Annotated in this window: 24 protein-coding genes; 7 read left to right on the top strand and 17 right to left on the bottom strand. The window is 67.6% G+C overall.

Translation table 11 applies throughout. The features are described from left to right. Positions 1 to 53 precede the first annotated feature (53 nt). The 11 genes from B5F79_RS09180 to rnd form a co-directional block, all read right to left on the bottom strand. A complete protein-coding gene (locus B5F79_RS09180) occupies positions 54 to 833 on the bottom strand; it encodes a gamma-glutamyl-gamma-aminobutyrate hydrolase family protein (protein ID WP_087220606.1) in 780 nt (259 codons plus the stop codon). Between the two features lie 2 nt (positions 834 to 835). Next, on the bottom strand, positions 836 to 1,609 hold the full coding sequence (locus B5F79_RS09175) for an amino acid ABC transporter ATP-binding protein (RefSeq protein WP_087220603.1): 774 nt from the start codon (positions 1,607 to 1,609) through the stop codon (positions 836 to 838). Between the two features lie 13 nt (positions 1,610 to 1,622). Continuing rightward, a complete protein-coding gene (locus tag B5F79_RS09170) occupies positions 1,623 to 2,453 on the bottom strand; it encodes an amino acid ABC transporter permease (RefSeq protein WP_087220600.1) in 831 nt (276 codons plus the stop codon). Beyond that, positions 2,450 to 3,109, bottom strand: a complete 660-nt coding sequence (locus B5F79_RS09165; protein WP_087220597.1) for an amino acid ABC transporter permease — start codon at positions 3,107 to 3,109, stop codon at positions 2,450 to 2,452. Before B5F79_RS09165 ends, B5F79_RS09170 begins: the two co-directional genes overlap by 4 nt. A gap of 41 nt (positions 3,110 to 3,150) precedes the next feature. Next, positions 3,151 to 4,116: a glutamate ABC transporter substrate-binding protein gene (locus B5F79_RS09160; RefSeq protein WP_087220594.1), complete on the bottom strand. Its 966-nt coding sequence runs from the start codon at positions 4,114 to 4,116 to the stop codon at positions 3,151 to 3,153. A 308-nt stretch (positions 4,117 to 4,424) separates the two neighbouring features. Next, positions 4,425 to 5,594, bottom strand: coding sequence for an acetate/propionate family kinase (locus tag B5F79_RS09155; protein WP_087220591.1), 1,170 nt, complete (start codon positions 5,592 to 5,594; stop codon positions 4,425 to 4,427). A gap of 115 nt (positions 5,595 to 5,709) precedes the next feature. Beyond that, positions 5,710 to 6,054, bottom strand: a complete 345-nt coding sequence (locus B5F79_RS09150) for a histidine triad nucleotide-binding protein (protein ID WP_087220588.1) — start codon at positions 6,052 to 6,054, stop codon at positions 5,710 to 5,712. Between the two features lie 53 nt (positions 6,055 to 6,107). After that, a complete protein-coding gene (gene xseB / locus B5F79_RS09145) occupies positions 6,108 to 6,380 on the bottom strand; it encodes an exodeoxyribonuclease VII small subunit (RefSeq protein ID WP_087220585.1) in 273 nt (90 codons plus the stop codon). Between the two features lie 29 nt (positions 6,381 to 6,409). Further along, positions 6,410 to 7,756: an exodeoxyribonuclease VII large subunit gene (gene xseA / locus B5F79_RS09140; protein ID WP_087220581.1), complete on the bottom strand. Its 1,347-nt coding sequence runs from the start codon at positions 7,754 to 7,756 to the stop codon at positions 6,410 to 6,412. After that, on the bottom strand, positions 7,756 to 8,460 hold the full coding sequence (locus tag B5F79_RS09135) for a zinc metallopeptidase (protein ID WP_087220579.1): 705 nt from the start codon (positions 8,458 to 8,460) through the stop codon (positions 7,756 to 7,758). The genes xseA and B5F79_RS09135 overlap by 1 nt, the downstream gene beginning before the upstream one ends. Before the next feature lie 86 nt (positions 8,461 to 8,546). Further along, the gene (gene rnd, locus B5F79_RS09130) at positions 8,547 to 9,677 is read right to left on the bottom strand and encodes a ribonuclease D (protein ID WP_087220576.1); all 1,131 of its coding nucleotides are present in this window, start codon (positions 9,675 to 9,677) and stop codon (positions 8,547 to 8,549) included. A 116-nt stretch (positions 9,678 to 9,793) separates the two neighbouring features. Here rnd and B5F79_RS09125 point away from each other — a divergent pair, with 116 nt between their 5' ends. Continuing rightward, complete coding sequence (locus B5F79_RS09125; RefSeq protein ID WP_087220570.1) at positions 9,794 to 10,765, top strand: diacylglycerol/lipid kinase family protein; 972 nt, start codon at positions 9,794 to 9,796, stop codon at positions 10,763 to 10,765. A 67-nt stretch (positions 10,766 to 10,832) separates the two neighbouring features. Here the strand turns inward: B5F79_RS09125 and B5F79_RS09120 are convergent, their stop codons facing one another. Continuing rightward, positions 10,833 to 11,894, bottom strand: a complete 1,062-nt coding sequence (locus tag B5F79_RS09120) for a Gfo/Idh/MocA family protein (protein ID WP_087220567.1) — start codon at positions 11,892 to 11,894, stop codon at positions 10,833 to 10,835. 102 nt (positions 11,895 to 11,996) lie between these two features. Between B5F79_RS09120 and B5F79_RS09115 the strand changes: the two genes are divergently transcribed. From B5F79_RS09115 to thyA, 4 genes are read left to right on the top strand one after another with little or no spacing between them, the layout of a single operon-like run. Next, positions 11,997 to 12,716, top strand: coding sequence for an acyl-[acyl-carrier-protein] thioesterase (locus B5F79_RS09115; RefSeq protein WP_087220564.1), 720 nt, complete (start codon positions 11,997 to 11,999; stop codon positions 12,714 to 12,716). 8 nt (positions 12,717 to 12,724) lie between these two features. Further along, positions 12,725 to 13,144, top strand: a complete 420-nt coding sequence (locus B5F79_RS09110; protein ID WP_087220561.1) for a (deoxy)nucleoside triphosphate pyrophosphohydrolase — start codon at positions 12,725 to 12,727, stop codon at positions 13,142 to 13,144. 49 nt (positions 13,145 to 13,193) lie between these two features. Further along, positions 13,194 to 13,556, top strand: a complete 363-nt coding sequence (locus B5F79_RS09105) for a hypothetical protein (RefSeq protein WP_087220558.1) — start codon at positions 13,194 to 13,196, stop codon at positions 13,554 to 13,556. A gap of 10 nt (positions 13,557 to 13,566) precedes the next feature. Continuing rightward, entirely contained in the window at positions 13,567 to 14,415 is an 849-nt protein-coding gene (thyA, locus tag B5F79_RS09100) for a thymidylate synthase (RefSeq protein ID WP_087220555.1), read from the top strand. Between the two features lie 5 nt (positions 14,416 to 14,420). Here the strand turns inward: thyA and B5F79_RS09095 are convergent, their stop codons facing one another. The 5 genes from B5F79_RS09095 to B5F79_RS09075 form a co-directional block, all read right to left on the bottom strand. Further along, positions 14,421 to 14,939 (bottom strand): dihydrofolate reductase, encoded by a 519-nt coding sequence (locus B5F79_RS09095; RefSeq protein WP_087220552.1) that lies wholly within the window; start codon positions 14,937 to 14,939, stop codon positions 14,421 to 14,423. A 30-nt stretch (positions 14,940 to 14,969) separates the two neighbouring features. Next, complete coding sequence (locus tag B5F79_RS09090) at positions 14,970 to 15,623, bottom strand: hypothetical protein (protein WP_087220550.1); 654 nt, start codon at positions 15,621 to 15,623, stop codon at positions 14,970 to 14,972. A 127-nt stretch (positions 15,624 to 15,750) separates the two neighbouring features. Next, complete coding sequence (locus B5F79_RS09085) at positions 15,751 to 16,524, bottom strand: aminoglycoside phosphotransferase family protein (protein ID WP_087220547.1); 774 nt, start codon at positions 16,522 to 16,524, stop codon at positions 15,751 to 15,753. A 39-nt stretch (positions 16,525 to 16,563) separates the two neighbouring features. After that, positions 16,564 to 19,185, bottom strand: a complete 2,622-nt coding sequence (gene adhE, locus B5F79_RS09080) for a bifunctional acetaldehyde-CoA/alcohol dehydrogenase (RefSeq protein WP_087220544.1) — start codon at positions 19,183 to 19,185, stop codon at positions 16,564 to 16,566. Positions 19,186 to 19,350: 165 nt separating this feature from the next. Continuing rightward, positions 19,351 to 21,234: a PTS mannitol transporter subunit IICBA gene (locus B5F79_RS09075; protein WP_087220541.1), complete on the bottom strand. Its 1,884-nt coding sequence runs from the start codon at positions 21,232 to 21,234 to the stop codon at positions 19,351 to 19,353. Positions 21,235 to 21,518: 284 nt separating this feature from the next. Here B5F79_RS09075 and pfkB point away from each other — a divergent pair, with 284 nt between their 5' ends. Together pfkB and B5F79_RS09065 are read left to right on the top strand one after the other, a co-directional pair. Beyond that, the gene (gene pfkB, locus B5F79_RS09070; protein ID WP_087220538.1) at positions 21,519 to 22,448 is read left to right on the top strand and encodes a 1-phosphofructokinase; all 930 of its coding nucleotides are present in this window, start codon (positions 21,519 to 21,521) and stop codon (positions 22,446 to 22,448) included. An 81-nt stretch (positions 22,449 to 22,529) separates the two neighbouring features. Beyond that, positions 22,530 to 23,795, top strand: a complete 1,266-nt coding sequence (locus B5F79_RS09065) for a zinc-binding dehydrogenase (RefSeq protein ID WP_087220535.1) — start codon at positions 22,530 to 22,532, stop codon at positions 23,793 to 23,795. The last annotated feature ends 4 nt before the right edge of the window (positions 23,796 to 23,799 follow it).

The following is a 23,799-nucleotide window of genomic DNA, read 5'->3' as shown; positions in this document are numbered from 1 at the left end:
TTTCAGGCACGTCCCCAAATGTGCCAAATGTGCAAACGCGCGTTTCCGTCAGGTCAGCGGCAGGCGTCGACGAAGGAGCGCCAGAGGCTGAAGTCCGACTCTATGGTGCGCCAGGTGTACTCGGGGTGCCACTGCACACCGAGGCAGAACCGCCTGTCGGGTACCTCGATGGCCTCGGGCACGCCGTCCGTCGCGCGCGCGGAGAGCCGCGCGCCCTCGCCGAGGACGCCCACGCAGCAGTGGTGCGCGGAGTTCACCTGGGCCGTGGTCACGCCGCCCATCGCGCGGCTGAGGAGCGATCCGGCCTCGATCTCCACGGGGTGCGCCGGGCCGTTGAGGATGCCCACGTGGCGCCACTGGACCATCCCCTCCGTCGCCCCCAGGCTCGGCACGTCCATGCAGAGGGTGCCGCCCAGTGCGACGTTCAGGAGCTGGGTCCCGCGGCACGTGGTGAAGATGGGGAGGTCGGCCTCCAGGGCGCGCCTCACGAGCGGGAACTCGAAGTCATCGCGCACCTGGCAGAGGAGCTCCGGGTCGTAGGGCACGTCGCTCCCCCACCGGCGCGGGTCCACGTCCGGCCCGCCGGGGATCGCCAAGCCGTCTGCGAGCTCGATGTAGGCGTCGATCACGTCCTCGTCCGTCGTGAGGGCCATCTGGAGCGGCAGGCCACCCGCCACGAGGATGGCGTCCACGAAGCAGTCCGCGATGGCCTCGAGGGGCGCTATGCGCTCCGTCCCGCGCATGGTCTCCGGCACCCAGCGGGGCGCCACCAGGATGACGGGACGCGCGCCGTCGCGGCCGAGTGCTGCAGCCCCCGAGATCTTCTCGGCCATGGCTAGTGCCCCCTTATGGAGTCGAGGAAGTCGCGCGCCCGCTGGCTCCTTGGGTGCTCGAAGAACTCGTCGGGCGATCCCTCCTCCACGATCTGCCCGTCCGCCATGAAGACAACGCGGTCTGCTACGCGGCGCGCGAAGCCCATCTCGTGCGTGACCACGATCATGGTCATGCCGCCGCGTGCGAGCTCCACCATCACGTCGAGGACCTCGTTGATCATCTCGGGGTCGAGGGCGCTCGTGGGCTCGTCAAAGAGCATGGCCTTTGGCCTCATGGCAAGGGAGCGTGCGATGGCGGCGCGCTGCTGCTGCCCGCCGGAGAGCTGCGCGGGGACCTTGCCCGCCTGCTCGGCCACGCCCACGCGAGTGAGGAGCTCCATCGCGCGCGACTCCGCCTCCTCCTTGGAGAGGCCCAGCACCTCGCGCGGCCCCAGGGTCACGTTGTCCAGGACCGTCATGTGCGCGAAGAGGTTGAACTGCTGAAAGACCATGCCAAGCTCGGCGCGCATGCGCGTGAGGTCGCGGCCCTCCTGGGGCAGGGGCTCGCCCTCGATGAGGATCTCACCTGAGTCTATGGTCTCCAGACGGTTGATGGTGCGGCACATGGTTGACTTGCCCGAACCCGAGGGGCCGATGACCACCACGACCTCGCCGCGTCGCACGGAGAGGCTCACGTCGCGCAGGACGTGGAGGTCGCCGTAGTGCTTGTCGACGTGGCGAAGCTCGATGACGGGTACGTCCCGCACGCTCTTCTCGCCAGCAGGCTGCTCTGTCATGGCTCTCCGTTCCCTAGCGAATGATCTTGACGCCCGTGCGGTTTGCCACGTAGACGGACGCCCTGTTGATGGCGTAGTTGATGAGGATGTAGATGACCGCAATCACGAGGTACATCGAGACGAGGGCGTCGTAGCTCGTGATGAGCACGCGGGCGTTCTGCATGAGGTCCGGGTAACTCACCACGTAGGCCACGGTGGTGTCCTTGACCACCACAACGAGCTGCGCGATGAGCGAGGGAATGACGTAGCGCACCGCCTGGGGAAGCACGATCCTCCGCATAACCTTCGCGGACGAGAGCCCTATGGAGAGGCCGGCCTCCACCTGCCCGCGCGGCACGGCGTTCACGCCCGCGCGGAAGACCTCCGCCAGCACGCCCGAGGCGGCGAGCGCCACCGGCAGCGTGAGCATCCAGAAGCTCGGGAGCTTCATGCCCAGCTGCGCGGGGACAAAGAAGAAGAAGTAGATGAGGAGCAGGCTCGGGACCCCGCGGAAGAAGTCAGTGATCACGCGGCAGACGGCGGCCAGCGGCCTCACGCCGCTCGTGCGCCCCAGCATAAGGGCGAGCCCCAGCACGAGCGCGATGGCACCGGCGGTGAGGGCGACGGCGACGGTGCCCAGAAGCCCCTGGCCAAGGAAGCGCCACGTGGTCCACTGAAGGAAGAGGGACCAGTAGCGCGGTGCCAGCTGGCCCGTCACCCAGAACTGCCGCACGATGGCCGCCACGGCGAGAAGGACGAGCGCGCCCGCGACGGCGGTGCCGATGCGGATCTTGCGGCGCATGCGGGGGCCGGGTGCCTCGTAGAGGGCGTCGCGCATGGAGGGAGCGGTTCTCGATGTGCTCATCGTAGTATCCTCACCCTCCTGTCGATGCGGTTGCCAACGAGGGATATGACGAAGGCGGTCCCCGCGTAGCAGAGCGCGGAGATCAGAAACGCGAGGATGCCGCCCGTCGCGCGCGTGTTGACGTAGGAGACCACACCCGTGAGCTCCTGCGGGTTAAGGGGCACCTGGGAGCCCAGGGCGGTGGTGAGCATCACGGCGATGAGCAGGTTGGTCATGGGCAGCACCGTGGTGCGCAGCGCCTGCGGAATTACGATCCTGCGGATGATCTGCGTGAACGAGAGCCCCAGCGAGCGCGCGGCCTCGATCTGGCCCACGCCGATGGTGTTGATGCCGCTCATGAAGTTCTCCGACCCGAAGGCCGATCCCAGAAGGACCGTGGTGACGATGACGCAGGTGCGCCAGTCAAGGACGATGCGCAGGTCCGGCAGGGCGTAGGCGATGATGATGAGCAGCGCCACGCCGGGGATGTTGCGAAAGACCTGCACGTAGAGGTCGCCCGCCACGCGCAGCGGCCGCAGCGGGGAGACGCGCGCCACCGTCACCAGCACCGCGAGCGCCATCACGAAGACGAAGCTCACCGCGGTCATCGACCACGTGGCGAGAAGCCCCTGGAGGTACTTCTCGCCGTACGTGGACAGAAGCTCGCTAAGCCCCATGGCCCCTCCCCACTTGACAGGGGGACAGTCCCTTTGTCATGTTACGCGCCGATCGCGGGAGGCTCGGGGACCTCGTCGATGCCGGCACGGTCGCCGATGCAGAGCTTCCAGAGGGCGTCCCAGGTGCCGTCGGCCTCGATCTCCTCCAGCCAGGCGTTCACGAAGGCGACGCCGTCGGAGTCGAGCGGCAGGCCGATGCCGTACGGGTCCTCGGGGCCAAAGGGGTCCCCGGCCAGGCGGTAGCGACCGGGGTTGCGCGCCATGGAGCCCATCTGCATCGCGGTGTCGATGACGTAGGCGTCGACGCGGCCCTGCTCGAGGGCGCTCCTTGCCTCCTCGTCCGTAGCGAACTCCTGGACGCTGGCGTCAGGCGCGTACTCCTCGAGGATGGAGGGGCCGGTGGAGCCGGACTGCGCGGCCACGTTTCTTCCGGCGAGGTCATCGAGGCCGTCGATGTCCTCGTTCTCCGCCATCACGAGGATGGACTGCTGGGTGCTGTAGTACGGGCCGGCGAAGGAGATGAGCTCCTTGCGCGCGTCCGTGATCGAGTAGGTGGCAAAGACGACGTCAACCTGGTCGTTCTGCAGGACGGACTCGCGCGTGTTGGAGGTCACCTGCGTGATCTCCTGCGCGGCCTCGTCGCCGAGGACGTAGCGCGTGAGCAGCTGCGAGAGACCGGCGTCGAACCCGCGGGTGACGCCGTCCTTCTCGTTAAGGAGCGAGAAGAGCATGGAGGTCTGGACGCCGCCGACGCGCAGGGTGCCGGCGTCGCGGACCTTGCTCGCCCACTCCGAGGCGGCGACCACGTCGTCGGAAGCGACCGCGCCCTCGGCGATGAGGGCGTCGTACGCCTCGGCGTCGAGCTGCGCCTCCTCAGCGGGCTGGGCGGTGGGGTCGTCTGCGGCGGGGGCCGCGTCGTCGCACGCTGCGAGGCCGAGGGCTGCGAGGGTGGCGCCGGCGAAGCCGATGGCCTGGCGGCGGCTGAGCATGAGGTCGGTGAGGGACATGTGGGGTCCTTTCGTCAGAGTCGACTCACGTTCCCAAATTGTACCCATCGCACTAGGAATTTATCCGTAACAGATTGTTACGGCACGTGACAAAAGAGACAGGGCTGCCTGTCACGGGGCGCAGGCGGAGGAGCGCCGTGTGCGCGGAGGGCTCGAATAAGAGCTTTTGCCACGAATTGGCGTAAATTGCGGGCAAACTGTGGCAAAAGCTCTTATTCGACGAGACGCCAACGAGAGACCCGACCAACGCAAGCGGGCCCGAGCCTCAAAACCGAGGCCCGGGCCCGCAGGACAAGCTCGGAGGGAGGCTAGCCCAGCAGCTCCTCGACGTCGAGGGCGATCATGTACTCCTCGTTGGTGGGAACCACGAGGACGGTCACCGCGGAGTCGTCGGCGGAGATGACGCGCGGCTCGCTCACGCGGCCGGCGTTCTTCTCGGCGTCGATCTTGACGCCCATCCAGCCGAGGCGCTCGGCAACGCCGGCGCGCATGACGTCGGAGTTCTCGCCGATGCCGGCGGTGAAGACCATCGTGTCGAAGCCCTCCATCGAGGCGGCCATCTCGGCGATGAGCTGGGAGGTGCGGTAGTAGAACATGTCGAGGGCCATCTGGCAGTTCTGATCGCCCTTCTCGGCGCCGTCCTCGATGTCACGGGAGTCGGAGGAGACGCCGGAGACGGCCAGGAGGCCGGACTTCTTGTTCATCATCGTGTCGATGTCGTCGATGGAGTAGCCGCCCACGCGGTTGAGGTAGAAGACCGTGGCCGGGTCGAGCGTGCCGCAGCGGGTGCCCATGATGAGGCCGTCGAGCGGGGTGAGGCCCATCGTGGTGTCCATGCACTTGCCGTCCTCGATGGCGCAGAGGGAGGCGCCGGAGCCCAGGTGGCAGCTCACGAGCTTGTGGCACTTGTCGCCGAGGATCTCCTTGGTGGAGCGCCAGATGAAGCGGTGGCTGGTGCCGTGGGCGCCGTACTTGCGCACGTGGTACTTGTCGACGACGTCGCGCGGGAGGGCGTAGCGCCAGGCGCGCTCGGGCATGTTGTAGTGGAAGGCGGTGTCGGGGACGATGACGTTGCCGATCTCCGGGAACATCTCGCGGCAGATCTCGATGACGTCGGCCTCGGCGTAGTTGTGCAGCGGGGCGAGCGGGGCGACCTCGCGGACCCAGGCGAGGGTCTCGTCGGTCACGACGGCGGACTCGGGGAAGTACCAGCCGCCCTGGACCACGCGGTGGCCGATGCCGCCGATGGGCTTGTCGATCTCCTTGAGGATGTCAAAGACGTACTTGATGGCGGTCTTGTGGTCAGGGAGCGCGACCTCGAGCTTCTGCTTCTCGCCGCCCATCTCCTCGTGGCCGACGAACGAGCCGTCGATGCCGATGCGCTCGCAGTTGCCCTTCGCATAGACCTCGCGCGTGTCGACGTCAAGGAGCTGATACTTGAGCGACGAGCTGCCGGCGTTGATGACAAGTACGTTCATGACTCTCCTCTCGCGGGGATACCCCACCTGCTAGCCTGATGTGTCTCCATGATACGCCCGCGGAAGGGGCGAAAAACTGTGCCTTGGAACATTTTTTAAGGCTCGCTGGACCACGTTATGCGGGAATGAGCCCCTCGCCGAGGTCCTTCCCGCCCAGCACGTGCATGTGGAGGTGCATCACCGTCTGGCCTGCCGCCGCGCCGGTGTTCATGATGCAGCGGAAGCCGGACTCCGCGACGCCGCACTTCTCGGCCACGGCCTTGACCGCCCTCTCCATGGAGAGGAGAGTCTCCGCGGGAACGCCGTCCACGAAGTTGTCGTGGTGCGCCTTGGGAACCACGAGCACGTGAACGGGCGCCTGGGGGTTGAGGTCACGGAAGGCGACGACGTTGTCGTCCTCGTAGAGGAAGTCGCTCGGAATCTCACCGTTGGCGATCTTGCAGAAGATGCAGTCGGACATGGGGGCTCCAATCTCGCGCTGTGGCCTGCTGGCCCTATTGTAGTCCGCGGGCGCTACTCGTTGATGTAGGCCACGCTGGGCGCCGAGGCGGTGTCCGTGGTGACGGCCGACTCGTCCGTGGCGTCCAGGAGCACGCGCACCTTCTGCTCGGCGTCCGCCAGGCGCGCGCGGAGGCTCTTGAGGAGCTCCACACCACGGCCGTAGCGCTCGAGCGAGTCCTCGAGCTCGAGGTCCCCGGACTCGAGCGAGCGCACGATCTGCTCGAGCTCGATCGAGGCCTCCTTGAACGTCATCGCGTCGATGGGGCGGTAGGTCTGCTCTGACATGCGATGGTCTCCCTTCGGTAGAAGCCGGGCTATTCGCTGATGGAGGTGACGCTGGCGCCCACGGAGCCAGTGCCGAGAAGAACGGTGAGCTCGTCGCCAACGGCAAGCTCGCGCGCGTCCTTGACGACGTGGCCGTCGCCGCCGCGGGCGATGGCGTAGCCGCGGGCGAGGACGGAGAGCGGCGAGAGAGCGTCGAGCGACGCAGCGAGCCGCGCGAGCGTGGCCTCGCCGGGCGCGAGGAGCTTGCCCGCAACCGCGGCGAGCCGCGTTGAGGCGTGCTCGCAGCCCTCCCGCTGCCGCGCGAGCGAGCGCGGGACCGCGTCGTGCAGGCGCTGCTCGGTCTGCATGAGGTCGTCGCGGCGCGCCGTGACGGTGGCGAGCGGGTCCGTGAGGCACCGCCGCGCGCCGAGGGCGTCGAGCGCAACGCGGCGCCTGGAGAGCTCGGCGTCAACCGAGCCGGCCATGAGGCGAGCGAGCGAGGTCACGTGCTGCCCCCGGAACGAGAGCGCGGCGGACATCGCGCGGCCGAGGCGCACCTGGCGCTGAAGCATCTGGCGCTCGACCTCGTCGAAGGCGGGGGCCACGGACTCCGCGGCCGCGGTTGGCGTGGAGGCGCGCCGGTCCGCCACCATGTCGGCGATGGTGGTGTCGGGCTCGTGGCCTATGCCGGTGACCACCGGGACGGGGCACGCGGCGATGGCGCGCGCGACGGACTCGTCGTTGAAGCACATGAGGTCCTCGAAGGAGCCGCCGCCGCGCACGAGCAGGATGGCGTCCGGCCGGGCTGCGGCCGCAGTGGCAAGCGCGCGCACGATGGTGGCGGGAGCGTCCGCCCCCTGGACGGAGCACCCCACGACGTCAATCTCGACGAGCCGATTGCGGCGCGCGAGCGTGCGCTTGACGTCCTCGATGACGCTGCCAGAGAGAGACGTCACCACGCAGACGCGGGAGCAGAACGCGGGGACGTGGCGCTTGCGCGCTGGGTCCATGAGGCCCTCGCGCTCGAGCCTTCTGGCGAGCTCTGCGACCTGCTGGCGCAGGAGCCCCTCCCCCGCGGCCTCCACCTTGCTCGCCACGAAGGAGAGCTTGCCGGAGGCCTTGTAGACGTCGAACTTGCCCGTGAGCTGCACGGCGAGGCCGTCGCGAAGCTGGAAGCCCATCTTCTGGGCGGTGCCCCGCCACACGATGACGCTCATGGAGGCGCCGTCGTCCTTGACCTCGAAGTAGCAGTGCCCAGATCGGGCGTTGGGCCCGCGGAAGCCAGAGACCTCGCCGCCCACAACGAGCGTGGGCCACTGCGAGACCGCGCCCTTGGCAAGGGCGACTGCGTCGGTCACGGAGATGGGCGCCGGAGCGCCGTCCCTGCTCTCCCCCATCACTCGTCACCTCGCCCGCCGTAGCGGCTGAGCAGGTACAGGAGCTGGATGATGGAGGTGAGGGCGGCCGCAACGTAGGTGAGCGCGGCGGCGGTGAGGACCGAGCGCGCGCCCCTCTCGTCCATGCCGGAGCCGTTCTGGGAGAGGTACGCCACGGCGCGGCGCGAGGCGTCGATCTCCACCGGCAGCGTCACCAGCTGGAACACCACCGCGACGGCAAAGAGGGCGATGGCCAGCTGCACGAGGCCCGCAACGTTGAGGAGGATGCCCGCCAGGAGCACGAGCGCCCACCCCTGCTGGGCGAAGTTCACCGCAGGGACGAGCGCGGTGCGCAGGCGATACATCGAGAACCCGCGCGCCGCCTGGATGGCGTGGCCGGCCTCGTGACAGGCCACGGCGACCGAGGCCACCGAGGCGCCACGGTAGTTGTCGTCCGAGAGGTGAAGGCGGTTGTCGCGCGGGTCGTAGTGGTCCGTGAGGCTGCCCGCCACGCGCGTGATGCCCACGCCCGTGGCGCCGCCCTCGGCGAGCATGCGCCGGGCGACGTCCGCCCCCGTGCCGGGCACGTTCGCGGGCACGCGAGACCACTTTCGGTACGTGCTGTTGATGTAGGCCTGGGCGGCGGCGCCGATCACCAGGGCGACGAGCGCCACCAGGAGGTAGCCCATGTCCATTCCGTAGCCGAAGCCGTAGTAGAGAGGCATCCCAACTCCAATCCAAGAGGTTGGGATTCATTCTACCCGGAGGACCGGACAACAATTCGCGCGGGGCGCGGGAGCAGACCCGAGCCCTAGAGCAGCTCGATCCTGCCCTCCTTGACGGTGAGGCCCACCTCGCCGGAGAGCAGGCGGTCGAGCGTGTGGCCGGCAAGCTCCCAGCGCCAGGACGTGGCCAGGCGCGCGCTCTCTCGGTCCGTAAGGAAGTCCATGAGGTCATCCCTGGTGGCGATGAGCTGCGTCGCCACGCCGCTCTTCTCGGAGACGAGGCGGAGCACGGCGTACATGAGGTCGATGACGCCCTCGGTCTCGGCGGAGGGTCGGGCGTGACGCACGACGCGCGGGCACTCGGCGGCGGGGCACGCGACGCCGCGCGCGACCGCGCGGACGAGCTCGCGGGCGTCGCCCTCGGGAATCTGGTCGGTCCCGCGGACGCGCCTCAGGCGCTCGACGGAGGACGGCGTGCGCTTGCAGATCTCGACGACCACCTCGTCGGAGGCGACCCACTTCCGGGGTATGTCACGCCGGGCGGCGCACTCCTCGCGCCACGCGCAGACCTCGCGAGCGACGGCGAGCTGCCTTCTCGTGAGCGAGCCGGAGCGCTTGAGCCTGAGGTACGCCTCGCGCGGCTCCCGGCGCACGCGGGCGGGGTCGCAGAGCGTCTCCATCTCGGGGGCGAGCCAGGAGAGGCGGTCCCTCTCGACCAGCTGAGACATCATGCGGTCGTAGATGCCCGGCAGGTAGCGCACGTCGTCCTCGGCGTACCTGAGCTGCTCGGGGTCGAGCGGGCGGCGTGACCAGTCCGTGAGGCTCTCGGCCTTGGCGAGGTGCACCCCGCAGTACGCCTCCACGAGAGAGCCGTAGCTCACCTGCTGGCGCATGCCCAGGAAGGCCGCAGCGAGCTGCGTGTCGAAGACGGGGGCGCAGACGCACCCCATCCCGTCCAGCAGCACCTCTATGTCCTGCGTGCAGGCGTGGAAGACCTTGGTTATGGAGTCGTCCTCAAAGAGGGCGGCAAGCGGAGAGAGGTCCTCTATGAGGATGGGGTCGACGGCGGCTATCTCCTCCGAGGTGGCAACCTGCACGAGGCAGAGCTTGGGGTAGTAGGTCTTCTCGCGCAGGAACTCGGTGTCCACGGCCAGGACCTTGTGCGAGGCGGCGCGCTCGCAGAAGGCGGCGAGCTCGGATTGGGTCGATAGGTACACGGTGCTCGATTCTGTCGTGCGGCGATTGGGTAACATAGTGTCCTGACGGTGCGCCCTTGGCGCGCCGAGAGTACATGATACATAATCCCCCGCATGAGACCCCAGGGAGGCACTCCATGCGCACCCTCATCATCCACAACCCCCGCTCCGGCTTTGGGTCGGACGCCGTCTTCCAGTTCGAGCGCGCGGTCGCTCAGGCCGGGGACGAGTGCCTCCTCAGGGTCCTGGAGGAGGACTTCGTCGCCTCCGAGGCGTGCGCCGACGCCGAGGACTTTGACGTGGTGGTGCTCTCCGGGGGCGACGGCACGGTATCGACGATCCTCCACGCCCTCGCGGGGCGCGACGTGCCCACCTGCGTCTTCCCGTCAGGCACCGCCAACCTCCTCGCGGCGAACATTGGCAACGCGCCGGAGCCCTCCTCGCTCGCCCGCGCGTGCCGCCGCGGCATGACCGCGAGGCTCGACCTCGGCGAGATATCCTGGACCGACGAGCTTTGGCAGAGAAGGACGCGCGGCTTTGGCCTCATGTCCGGCACCGGCTTCGACGCCCAGCTCATGCAGGCGGCCCTCCCCAACAAGGCCATGATGGGACAGGCCGCCTACTTCGCCGCGGCGCTCGCCAACCCCCGCCCCTCGGTCGTGCGCTTCACCGTGACCGTCGACGGCAGGACGGTGGAGCGCGAGGGCATCACCTGCATGGTGGCCAACAACGCCATGATCCAGGGGGACATACAGATCGTCCCCGACTGCAGGATGGACGACGGCCTTCTGGACGTCATCATCGTGGAGACCTCTGACGCCACCCAGCTCCTGGCGCCCATCGCCTTCGGCCTCGTGGACCGCACGGGAAAGTCCATCGGCAGGCCCCACATCGAGTCCCTCAAGGGGCGCGAGGTGCGCGTCGAGGTGTCCGAGCCCGTCGCCCTTGAGGTGGACGGCGAGGTCATGCCCGGCCTCGTGAGGTCCTACGAGGCGCGCGCCCTGCCCGGTGCCGCGCGGATGGTCGTGGACTCCATGAGCCCCTATGCCGGCTCGGACGAGGGCCCGAGCCGCTTTGGCGGCTCCGACGTCATCGCCTACCCCAAGTAGGCCCCGCGCCCGAGCTCGGGAGGGGCCGAGAAGAACAAGGGGCCAGGAGGGGGTCCCGAGACGGCCGCTACGCCAGGTCCGCCGGAAAGACGACCCCAACCTGGCGCCTGATCTCGTCCATGACGGCGAGCGAGTCCAGCGTGACGCGCTCGCAGCGCTCGCGCAGGGCGAGGCCCTGCGCCTCCCCGCGAACCGCGGAGACGAAGTCGGAGATCTCGCAGGCCATGTCCCGCTCCGGAACGTCCACGGGGACGGGCTCGAGGCTCGCCTCCCCCATGCGGAAGACCTGGCCGCCGCCCTCGGGGCGGTGAAGCCGCAGGTTGACGGGGCAGGAGGTGGCGTCCCAGACGAGCGTGCCGCCCTCGCCCTCCACCTGGGAGGAGAGGACGTCGTCGCACACCTTGCCGTAGGAGACCTGGACCACCTTGTCCCCGTATCCCAGGAGCGCCTCGCCCGCGAGGTCGATGGTGGAGCACGGGTCCCCGGGCTCGCATCCCGGCACGGGAGCGGTCACCCCGAGGGCACGCACCTCCGCGGGCCTGCCAAAGAGCGCGACGGCGGGCTCCACGCAGTAGATGCCGATGTCCATGAGGGCGCCCCCGGCGAGCGCGGGATCGAAGATGTTGATGCGCTCCCCCGCCCTCAGGCGCGCGATGCGCGACGTGACCTTGGCAAAGCGCAGCGTGGCGAGCCTCACCTGGCCGAGATCCGCGGAGACCATCTCCTCGATCCTGCGGAAGCTCGGCACGTGGAGCGTGCGCAGGGCCTCCATGGCAACCACGTCAGCCGCGCGAGCGGCGTCAAAGACGGAGCGGGCCTCGCGCTCGTTGGATGCGAGCGCCTTCTCCACGAGCACGTGCTTGCCGCCGGCGATCATCTGCGTGGCCTGCGCGGCGTGCGCGCCGTTGGGACTGGCAATGTAGACGGCGTCGATCTCCGGCGAGCGTGCGAGCTCGGAGAGGCCGTCGAAGAAGGTCGTGGCGCCGAAGCGCGCGCCGAACTCGCGGGCGCGGCCCAGGTCTCGCGAGTAGGAGGCGACGACCTGCGCGCCCTCGACGTCCGCCACGGCCCGACAGAACTGCTCGCATATGCCGCTCGTGCCAATCGTCGCGATTCTCACAGCACCCATGATGAGCCTCCCGTCTTGTCGTCGACCCCGATTCTACCACCCCGATCTGGTACCCCGCCGGCCGGGAAGCTGGTAAGGTTCTGTAGGAAGGAAAGGGTGACGATGTACTCATTCGACTCACGCGTGCGCTACAGCGAGTGCGACCATACGGGACGCCTCTCGCTCTTTGCCGCGATCAACTACCTCCAGGACTGCTCGACCTTCCAGTCGGGAGAGCTCGGCATGGGCATCGACGGCCTCGCGTCGCGGGGACTCGCATGGGTCCTGGCCAACTGGAGGATCGAGGTGGACCGGCTCCCGGCCTTTGGCGAGGACGTGACCGTGTCGACCTGGTGCTACGAGATGTCGCGCGCCCACGCGCTCAGGAACTTCAGGATCTCCGCCCGCGGCGAGGACCTCGTGCGCGCCGACTCCCAGTGGTTCGTCTACGACACCGGGAGCGGCCACGCCACGCGCGTTCCGGAGGAACAGCGCGCCTACCTCTCGACCGAGCCGCCGCTCGAGATGGCGCCGCTCGACCGCAGGATGCGCCCGGAGGGAGACCCCGCCCCAGCGCCGACCGTCCGCGTCACCAGGCGCCAGCTCGACACCAACCGCCACGTCAACAACGCCCGCTACGTGGCCCTCGCCCTGGACTCGCTGGAGGCCGTGGGGGCGCCCGCACCGGTGCCGCCCATGACGCTCCAGGTGCAGTACCGGAGCATGGCGTTTCTCGGCGATGCCATACGTCCCGTCGTATACACGTCCGAGGGAGGCTGGGACGTCGACCTTGCCGGCGAGTCCGGCGATACCCTTGCCCTCGTGAGAATTCGAAAGCGTTAGGAGCAACCATGACCGTACGCGTCTCGGCAGGAATCATCCGCAGGGAGGGCAGGATCCTCGCGGCGAGAAGGGCCGCGGGCCCGCAGGAGGGGCTCTGGGAGCTCCCCGGCGGCAAGATCGAGGACGGGGAGTCGCCGCTTGAGGCGCTCCAGCGCGAGCTGCGCGAGGAGCTGGGCTGCGAGCTCGGCGTCGCCTGGCCCTATGACACCGTCGAGTACGACTACCCCGAGTTCCACCTCTCGATGGAGTGCCTCGTCTGCAACCTGGCGGAGGGCGCCGACCCCGCGCCGGCCGAGGGCGTCCACTCGGAGCTGAGGTGGCTCTCTCGCGAGGAGCTTCTCGACGTGGAGTGGCTCCCCGCGGACCGCGCCCTCGTAGAGGGCCTCGCCTACTACTGGAACCAGGTGCTCGAGGACCAGATGCTCTAGGGCGCGCGGCACCGGGGCGGACAGAGGAACGCACGACGAAGGGACCAGCATGAGCCAGGACGACCCCAACGGGACCCCGCACGAGGAGACGGGCCTCGACGAGAGGCCGCCCGTCATAGAGAGCGCGAGCGCCACCACCGACCCCGCGAACGCCCAGTCGGGTCCCTTCGCCTATGTGGTGAGCGCGCTCGCGGTGCTGCTGCTCGTGCTTTTGGTCTCAGGCTTCACCGGGTGCGCCGCCTCCGTGGGCAGGCTCGCGCTGGAGGGGGGCACGGGCGCCTACGGCACGGGCCACCCGCAGTACCACGAGTACGAGGACGACTACGCGGACGACCTCGAGGACTTCCTCGACGATGTCTACGACCTGCTCGACCAGCCGGACAGCAGGTTCTCGGTCGTCTACGACAGCTAGGGGGCAGACGTTGAGCAGAGCAGACGACATCTTCATCTCCATGTGCTCGGACATCATCGAGCACGGGACCACCACCGAGGGCCAGCGCGTGCGCCCCCACTGGGAGGACGGCACGCCCGCGTACACGATCAAGCGGTTTGGCGTGTGCAACCGCTACGACCTGCGCGAGGAGTTCCCCGCCCTCACGCTGCGCCGCACCGCGCTCAAGTCCGCCATGGACGAGGTCCTCTGGATCTACCAGAGGAAGTCGAACAACATCCACGACCTCAACTCCCACATCTGGGACGAGTGGGCTGACGAGACGGGCTCGATCGGCAAGGCGTACGGCTACCAGGTGGGCGTCAAGACCCACTACCCCGACGGCGACTTCGACCAGATGGACCGCGTGCTCAAGGACCTGCGCGAGAACCCCTACTCGCGCCGCATCATGACCAACCTCTACACCTTCGCGGACCTCTCCGAGATGAACCTCTACCCCTGCGCCTACAACGCCATCTACAACGTGACGCAGGAGCCCGGTGACGACCGCCCCACCCTCAACATGGTGCTCGTCCAGCGCAGCCAGGACGTGCTCGCGGCAAACAACTGGAACGTCTGCCAGTACGCCATCCTGCTCATGATGGTGGCCCAGGTATCCGGCATGATTGCGGGCGAGCTCGTCCACATGATCGCCGACGCCCACATCTACGACCGCCACGTCGACGTGGTGCGCGAGCTCATCTCGCGCCCCACCTACCCGGCCCCGCGCGTGAGCCTCAACCCCGACGTGACCGACTTCTACGCCTTCACCACGAGCGACCTCATCGTGGAGGGCTACGAGCACGGGCCCCAGGTGAGGGACATCCCCATCGCCATCTAGCGCCGCTAGACGCCACCCGCCAGCAGACCCGCGTTCTCGTACGTCACGAAGTCAAAGGGGACGCCCTCCTCGGTCACGCCCCCCTCGCGAATGCCCGAGACCCTCCAGTCCGGGCTCGCGTCGAGGTCGAGGAAGTAGGCGTCCGCCCTGCGAACGCAGCGGTTCCTGGTGACGACCGCCCTCGAGCACAGGGGCAGGAGCTGCCGGTAGACCTCTCCCCCGCCGATGACCCAGGCCTCGTCCTCCCCCTCCACGGCACGGAGCGCCTCCTCGACCGTGTGCGCGACCTCCACTCCCTCGCGGGAGAACCCGGAATCGCGCGTGAGCACGATGTTGCGACGGTTCTTGAGGGGACGGCCGCCGGGGAAGCTCTCGAGCGTGCGACGCCCCATGATGACGGGATGTCCCGTCGTGCACGAGACAAAGTGCCTCATGTCCTCGCGGTTGCGGACGACCATCCCGCCGTCCAGCCCTATCCCCCAGTCGTCGCAGACGGCGACGATGGCAGAAAGCTCGCAGCTCATGACTCCTCCCATGGGATCGTACGCCGAGCCCTAGGCGGCCGGCGCGAGGCCCGCGACCACGTTTGAACCGCCGTACAGGGCCGAGAAGAACGCCTCGTTGCCGCTCACCTGCGGGGTCCAGGCGCCGTCCTCGCCCTTTGCGCACGCCACGTCGACGGTCATGGTGACCGGGCTCTCGTTGGCATCCAGATGCGCGTAGACGCGCTGGACGAGGTTGTCGAAGAGCGCGGCCTTGCCGCCCTGAGCGTAGACGTCCTCCGCCTCCTGGGTTGAGGAGAAGGTCGAGAACTCGGCGCCGGCGGCCTCGGCGGCCGCGGAGAGGCTCGCGTTGGTCACGCTGACGCTCACGGTTGCCGCATCGCCCTCCACCGTGGCCTCCCCCACCTCGTAGGAGAGGTTCTTGAGGCAGTGGCGGTGCCACTCGTCCGCGTCAACGCCGTAGGTACCGAGCTTCTCCATCGTGGCCGCGTCGCCATAGTCCTCCGCGGGCCAGGCGGCGTCGTCGGGCTCGTTGCCCTCCTCGTCGGGCACGGGCACCACGTAGGACTCCATGAGCGCCGTGACGGCGTCGCGCGCCCGCTCGGCGTCGGAGCGAAACGCGCCGAGGGCGAAGGCCACGCCAAGGGCGACAGCCACCACGGCGGCAGCGGCAATTCCAACGAGCACGAGACGCCTGTTGCGCATGAGACTCCACTTCTCCTCGTTCTTCTCCCCACCAGCTTATCTCATGCCGGGCGAAGAAGCACGCACACGAGAAGGGCCCGCCAGCTGGAGCTGACGGGCCCTTGGGGTCGCTCAGGGGCGAGGGGCGCTAGTCGATGTCGAGCGCGGCGTCGACCTGGCTGCGGAGGAACTCCTCGGCGTCCTTGCGGCCGCGGGAGAGCTCGGCGGCGGCCATGACGGGCACCCAGTAGTGCACCTTCTGCTTGGCGATGTCGGCCTTCTTGGAGAAGACGTCGAGGTACTTCTCGGCGTGGCCGGGGTGATACATCTTGAAGAGGATGTAGGTCATCGCGGCGTCGGCCTCGGGGAGGCCGCGGGTGACGTGGGTCCAGTCGCAGGCGTAGAGCGTGCCGTCCTCGCCAACGATGACGTTGGAGGGGTTGAAGTCGCAGTGGCAGATGGCACGGCCGGGGGCCATGCGATCGGCGCGCATCTGGAGGTCGTAGCGGACGGAGGGGTCGAGCTCCTTGACCTTGCCCACCATGCCGGCGATCTTGGTCTTCTGGTCCTTCATGAGGTCAGAGGCCGGGGTGTTCTGGATCTCCAGCTGGAAGTCCACGAACTGCCCGAGGAGCTTGTCGTACTCGTCCGTGCCCTCGGCGGCGTCCATGAGGGAGCGCATGGTGACGCCCGGGACGTACTCGGTGGCAAGGGCCCAGGAGCCGTCGGCGACCTGGGAGACCTCGAGGACCTTGGGGACGCGGACGCCGGCCTCGATGACGCGGGCGATGTTCAGGGCCTCGTTGAAGATGTCAGAGGCCGGCTTCTGGGCCTTGAACACCTTGACGATGCGGTCGCCATCGACGTAGACGGCCTTGTTGTGGCGCTCGACGATGACCTGCTTGCTGTCAGAAAGTTCCATTGCTGCCTCCTTCTGGGCAACGAGAAGAACCGGCTGGGACTAGTCCTCGTAGGAGCTGGGCTCGCGGCCGTAGAAGGCGTCGAGGTAGAGCTCCTTGATCTCGGAGATGAGCGGGTAGCGCGGGTTGGCGCCGGTGCACTGGTCGTTAAACGCGTTCTCGGACATCTCGTCGAGCGTGGCGAAGAAGTCCTCCTCGGTGACGCCGAAGCCGGCGATGGTCTCGGGCACGCCCACGTGAGCCTTGAGCTCCTCGATGCGCTTCACGAAGTTCTCGAAGACCTCGCGGTCGTCCTTGCCCTGGATGCCGCAGAAGCGGCCGGCCTCGGCGTAGCGGGCGAGGGTCTTGGGGTGGTCGTACTGCGGGAAGGTGCCCATCTTGACGGGACGCTCGGCCGCGTTGTAGCGCATGACGCGGGTGAGGATGACGGCGTTGGCCAGGCCGTGCGCGATGTGGTGGTAGGCACCGAGCTTGTGGGCCATGGAGTGGTTGACGCCGAGGAAGGCGTTGGCGAAGGCCATGCCGGCAAGGCAGGACGCGTTGGCCATGTGGTCGCGGGCCTCGACGTCGGTGCCGTCGTCGTACGCACGCTCGAGGTAGTTGAGGACGAGCTTCATCGCGCGGAGGGCGAGGCCGTCGGTGTAGTCGGACGCCATGATGGAGACGTAGGCCTCGAGGGCGTGCGTGAGCACGTCGACGCCGGAGGCGGCGGTCAGGCCCTTGGGCTGGGTCATCATGTTGTCGGTGTCGACGATGGCCATGTTGGGCAGGAGCTGGTAGTCGGCGATGGGCCACTTGGTGCCGGTGTTGGCATCGGTGATGATGGAGAACGGCGTGACCTCGGAGCCGGTGCCGGAGGAGGTGGGGATGGCCACGAAGAAGGCCTTCTGACCCATCTCGGGGAAGGTGTAGATGCGCTTGCGGATGTCCATGAAGTCCATGGCCATGTCCTCGAACTTGGCCTCGGGGTGCTCGTACATCATCCACATGATCTTGCCGGCGTCCATGGCAGAGCCGCCGCCGATGGCGATGATGCAGTCGGGCTCGAAGGCCTTGACCTGCTCGAGGCCGCGCTCGCAGTCCTGGAGCTTGGGGTCGGGCGAGATGGACCAGAAGCTGGAGTAGACGATGCCCTGCTCGTCAAGGGAGGCCTCGATCTTCTTGGTGAAGCCGCTCTTGTAGAGGAAGGAGTCGGTGACGATGAAGGCGCGCTTCTTGCCGTAGACCTCGGAGAGCTCGCGGAGCGCGACGGGCATGCAGCCCTTCTTGAAGAAGACCTTCTCGGGAACTCGGAACCACAGCATGTTCTCACGCCTCTCTGCGACGGACTTGATGTTGAGCAGGTGCTGGGGGCCGACGTTGCCGGAGACGGAGTTGCCGCCCCAGGAGCCGCAGCCGAGGGTGAGGGACGGGGCCATCTTGAAGTTGTAGATGTCGCCGATGCCGCCCTGGGCAGCCGGGGTGTTGATGAGGATACGGCAGGTCTTCATGCGCTTGGCGTGCTCGGCCATCTTCTCGGTCTCGCGCGTGTCGATGAAGAGCGAGCTCGTGTGACCGTAGCCGCCGTCAGCGATGAGGCGCTCGGCCTTGGAGAGGGCGTCCTCCCAGTCGGAGGCGCGGTACATGCCGAGGATGGTGGTCAGCTTCTCGTGGGCCCAGGGCTCGGAGGGCTCGACGGACTCGACCTCGCCGATGAGGACCTTGGTGCTCTCCGGCACGGTGACGCCGGCGGTCGCGGCGATCTTGGGGGCCGGCTGGCCGACCATCTTGGCGTTGACGCCGCCGTTGACAATGACGGTGTTGCCCACCTTGGCGATCTCGTCGCCCTGGAGGAAGTAGCAGCCGCGCTTCTGGAACTCGGCCTTGACCTTGTCGTAGATGCCGTCAAGGACGATCACGTTCTGCTCGGTGGCGCAGATCATGCCGTTGTCGAAGGTCTTGGAGTGGATGATGGAGTTCACGGAGAGCTCGACGTCGGCGGTGTCGTCGATGATGGCCGGGTTGTTGCCCGGGCCGACGCCCAGGGCCGGCTTGCCGGAGGAGTAGGCGGCGCTGACCATGCCCGGGCCGCCGGTGGCCAGGATGATGTCCGCGGAGCGCATGAGCTCGGCAGTCATGTCGAGGGACGGGACGTCGATCCAGTCGATGATGCCCTCGGGGGCGCCGGCCTTGATGGCGGCGTCGCGCACGATGCGGGCGGCCTCGGCGGTGCACTCCTTGGCGCGCGGGTGCGGGGAGATGAGGATGGCGTTGCGCGTCTTGAGGCAGATGAGGGTCTTGAAGATGGCGGTGGAGGTGGGGTTGGTCGTCGGGATGACGGCGGCAACCAGGCCGATGGGCTCGGCGATCTGCTTGTAGCCGAAGGCCTTGTCGTCGGAGATGACGTCGCAGGTCTTCATGTCCTTGTACTTGTTGTAGATGTACTCGGAGGCATAGTGGTTCTTGATGACCTTGTCCTCCACGATGCCGTAGCCGGTCTCCTCGACGGCCATCTTGGCCAGCGGGATGCGGGCCTTGTTGGCGGCCATGGCCGCCTCGTAGAAGATCTTGTCCACCTGCTCCTGGGTGAACTTAGCGAACTCGGCCTGCGCGGCGCGCATCTCCTTGATGCGTGCTTGCAGCGCCTCGACGCTGTCAATAGTGGTCGTAACGTTGTCTGCCATGCGTTCCTCCTATTTCTCGGACCCTGCCGACGGGGCGCGCCGGCAGGGTCGTACAAAGGACAAGGTGAAGCACTCTTTGGTTCGGCCACACGGAGATATCCGCAGAGATATCTATTGGAGTATAGCACCTGTTTGGCGGAACATTGCCAAACAGAGGGCCATCCCCTACTGGGCCCCGCTCGACCGGCCGGAGAGGACGCTCACGACCCAGTCGACGTCGTCGGTCGTCTTCATCTTCTCGAGGACGGCCTCGTCCTCGAGGATCCTGCAGATGTTGGCGAGCACCTCGAGGTGCTCCTCCCCCTTGCCGGCGATGCCAAAGACCAGCTGCGCGCGCTCGTCTCCCCAGGAGACGCCCTCGGGGTACTGCTGCAGCACCACGCCGGTCTTCTGGACGGCGTCCTTGGCCTCGTTGGTGCCGTGCGGGATGGCGATCCCCATGCCTATGTAGACGCTCGTGAGGCGGTCGCGCTCGACCATGGCGTCCACGTAGGGCTCGGCCACGCAGCCGCGAGCGACGAGAAGGGCGCCGGAGTCGCGGATGCAGCGCTCGCGGTCGACCGGGGAGAGCCCCAGCTGGACGTCTGCCGCGGTGATGGCGAGGCTCGGGCGGTCGTCCTTCTCGGCCTCCTGCGCGGGCGCCGGGGCGGGCACGGTCTCCATGAGCTCGGAGGCGTGCGAGATCTGCGTGAGGGCCTTGTAGAGCGCGTCGAGGCCGGGGTCGTCCAGGAAGTTGTCGATGGTCACGATCTGGGCCTGCGGGGCGCTCTTGCGGGCGCGCTCGGAGAGCACGCGCTGGCACACGACGATGCTCGCGTCCGCCGGGACGGTGTCCACGCTGGAGTGCTCCACGGTGAGGTCCGGGCGCTCGGCCTTGACGCGGTTGCGGAAGCGGGTGGCGCCCATCGCGGAGGAGCCCATGCCGGCGTCGCAGGCAAAGACGATCTTGCCGCCCTGGGTGTCGGAGATGACGGCCGCCTCCGCCGTGCCCTTCATCTCGCGCATCTGCTGGCTCGCCTGGTCGATGTCGGCCACGGCCATGGTGCGCACGAGCGGCACCGCAATGGCGAAGGAGACGCCGGCGGCGATGGCCACGCCGATGATGTTGGTGACCATGAGGTCGGAGGGCGTCATGGAGAGGAAGGCGATGATCGAGCCCGGGGACGCGGCGGAGGTGAGGCCCGCGCCCGTGAAGCTGAACCACGCGATGGCACACATGTTGCCCACGATGGGAGCGATGATGACCTTGGGGTTCATGAGCACGTAGGGGAAGTAGATCTCGTGGATGCCGCCCAGGAAGTGGATGATCACGGCGCCGGGCGCGGACTGGCGGGTCTTCTTGTCCCTGCAGAAGAAGCAGTACGCCAGGAGCACGCCAAGACCGGGGCCGGGGTTGGCCTCGAGCATGTACATGATGGAGCGGCCCGTGGCCTCGGCCTGCGCGATGCCGATGGGCGTGAAGATGCCGTGGTTGATGGCGTTGTTGAGGAAGAGCACCTTGGCGGGCTCGATGAAGATGGCCAGAAGCGGCATGAGCCCGTACTGCATGAGAATCTGAACGCCGCCCATGAGCACGGCCAGGATCGTGGTCATGATGGGGCCGACGGCGATGTAGCCGAGCATCGAGAGCAGCATGCCGATGATGCCAACGGAGAAGTTGTCGATCAGCATCTCGAAGCCGGCCGGCGTCCTCCCCTCCATGAGGCGGTCGAACGTCTTGATGACCCAACCGGCGAAGGGGCCCATCACCATGGCGCCCATGAGCATCGTGGTGTCGGGCGCGCCGGCGATGCAGCCGATGACCGCGATGGCGCCCACGATGCGGCCGCGGTCCCCTCCGGTGAGGTAGCCGCCCTGCGCGGCGATGAGCACCGGGATGAGGTAGCTGAGCATAGGGGTCGCGATGCTCGCGAACTGCTCGTTGGGGAGCCACCCCGTCTCTATGAAGAGCGCGGTGAGGAAGCCCCAGGCGATGAACGCTCCGATGTTTGGCATGACCATGCCGCTGAGAAACTTGCCGAACCTAGAGAGACCCTCGCGTACCGACATCGGTCCCTCCTTTCTTGAGGCCCGTCGCAACGGGCCGACGCGTTGAACAGAGCGGGTTTCCCCATGACTTTTGTTTCAACGACATTGATTCTAGACTTTTGTTTCGATAGTCCATACAGAAGACCAAATTTCGTGGTAAACGGTCGATTTTAGTCGCTAAACGGTGTTCTTCCCGCAATTTTGACTTTTGGATTGACAGGTAGATGACTGTCGTTATGATGACAATTGACTTTTGTTTCGACACCTTCACTTGCAAACCAACAACAGAGGGAAAGGAGAGGGCCATGATCTACACCGTCACGCTCAACCCCGCGCTCGACAAGACGGCGCGCGTCGACCGCTTCACGCTTGACGAGGTGAACCGCATCTCTGACGTCCGCGAGGACCCGGGCGGCAAGGGCATCAACGTCTCCAAGGTGATCTCCAAGCTCGGCGGGAAGAGTCGCGCCGTCGCCCTTCTGGGCGGCTCGGTGGGCGAGAAGATCGCGGGCATGCTCGAGGCCCAGGGCATCGACGTCTGGGCGTTCGAGGCGGCCGGCGAGACGCGCACCAACCTCAAGGTCGTCGACCCGGAGCTCGACACGCACACGGACATCAACGAGCCCGGGCCGCTGGCGTCGATCGCTCAGCTCGACGCCATGCGCGAAGAGCTGGCCGAGAAGCTCGTCGAGGGTGACATCGTCGTCCTCTCCGGGAGCCTCCCCAAGGGCGCTCCCGTGGCCACCTACGCGGCATGGGCGAGGTCCTGCTCCGCCGCGGGCGCGAAGGTCTTCCTCGACGCGGACGGCGACGCCCTCACCCGCGGCCTTGACGCGAGCCCGTACCTGGTGAAGCCCAACGACGCGGAGCTCTCGCGCCTCTGCGGCAGGGGGCTCGCGGGCGAGGCGGACGTCGTGGCCGAGGCACGCGCCCTCGTCTCGCGGGGGGTGGGGCGCGTGGTCGTCTCCATGGGCGGTGCGGGCGCCGTCGTGGTGGACGGGGACCAGGCGCTCCGCGCCCGCTCCCCCAAGGTGGAGGTGGGCTCCACCGTGGGCGCCGGCGACTCCGTGGTGGCGGCGCTCGCGTTTGCCGAGGAGCGGGGCATGTCCCTCGGGGACGCCACGCGCCTGGCCATGGCCACGGGCGCGGCCAACGTCATGCAGTCCGGCACGCAGGCGGCCGAGCGCTCGCTCGTGGACTCCCTGATGGACAAGGTGACCATCGAGGCCCTCTAGCGGCACCGACCCGCAATCCGAGCAACCCGTCAACTTGACAGTTTGACCTGAGCAAACTGTCAACCGAGGAAAGGAAAGAACATGAAGGCTAAGGCAGTGCGTCTCCACGCGGCAAACGACCTGCGTCTGGACGAGTTCGAGCTCCCGCAGATCAAGGACGACGAGGTCCTGGTCAAGGTGGTCTCCGACAGCATCTGCATGTCCACCTACAAGTGCGCCACCCTGGGCGTCGAGCACAAGCGCGTGCACGAGGACGTGGCCGAGCACCCGGCGATCATGGGGCACGAGTTCGCCGGCGACATCGTGGAGGTGGGCGCCAAGTGGGCGGACCGCTTCAAGCCCGGCATGAAGTTCACGATTCAGCCCGCCCTCAACTACAAGGGAACCATGTGGAGCCCGGGCTACTCCTACGAGTTCTGCGGCGGCGACGCCACCTACTGCATCCTGCCCGCCGAGGTCATGGAGTGCGACTGCCTGCTCGAGTACACGGGCGAGGCGTACTACCAGGCCTCGCTCGCCGAGCCCATGAGCTGCTCGATCGGCGCCTTCCACGCCGCGTACCACACGCAGATGGGCGTCTACACCCACGAGATGGGCATCCGCGAGGGCGGCAAGCTCGCCATCGTTGCCGGCGCCGGCCCCATGGGCCTGGGGGCGCTCACCTACGCCCTGCACTGCGACCGTCGCCCGAGCCTCGTCATGGTGGCGGACATCAACCAGGACCGCCTGGACCGCGCGGCCGAGCTCTTCCCGCCCGAGGAGGTCAAGGCCGAGACGGGCATCGACCTCGTGTTCGTCAACAACGGTGACTTCGACGACCCCGTGGCCGCCCTGCGCGAGGTCTCCGGCGGCACCGGCTTTGACGACGTGCTCTGCTATGCCCCCGTGGCCCCCGTGGTGACGCTCTCCGACGCCATCCTCGGACGCGACGGCTGCCTCAACTTCTTCGCCGGACCCACCGACAAGAACTTCAAGGCCGAGATGAACTTCTACGAGGTCCACTACGGCTCCCACCACGTGATGGGCACCACGGGCGGCAACACGGACGACGAGATCGAGTCCCTCGAGCTCACCGCCGCCGGGCGCATCGACCCCGCCGTCATGGTGACGCACGTGGGCGGCCTGGACGCCGCGGCAGAGACCACGCTCGCCCTGCCCAAGATCCCGGGCGGCAAGAAGCTCATCTACACGCACGTGAGCATGCCGCTCACCGCTCTCGAGGACCTGCGCTCCCGCGCTGCCGAGGACGAGCGCTACGCCGGCCTTGCTGACATCGTCGAGGCCAACAAGGGCCTCTGGTGCCCCGAGGCCGAGCGCTACCTGCTCGAGAACTGGGTCGAGGAGTAGGCCC

Source organism: Olsenella sp. An285, from assembly GCF_002159625.1.
Lineage (GTDB): Bacteria > Actinomycetota > Coriobacteriia > Coriobacteriales > Atopobiaceae > Thermophilibacter > Thermophilibacter avicola.
This window is presented reverse-complemented; position numbering and strand designations above follow the sequence as displayed.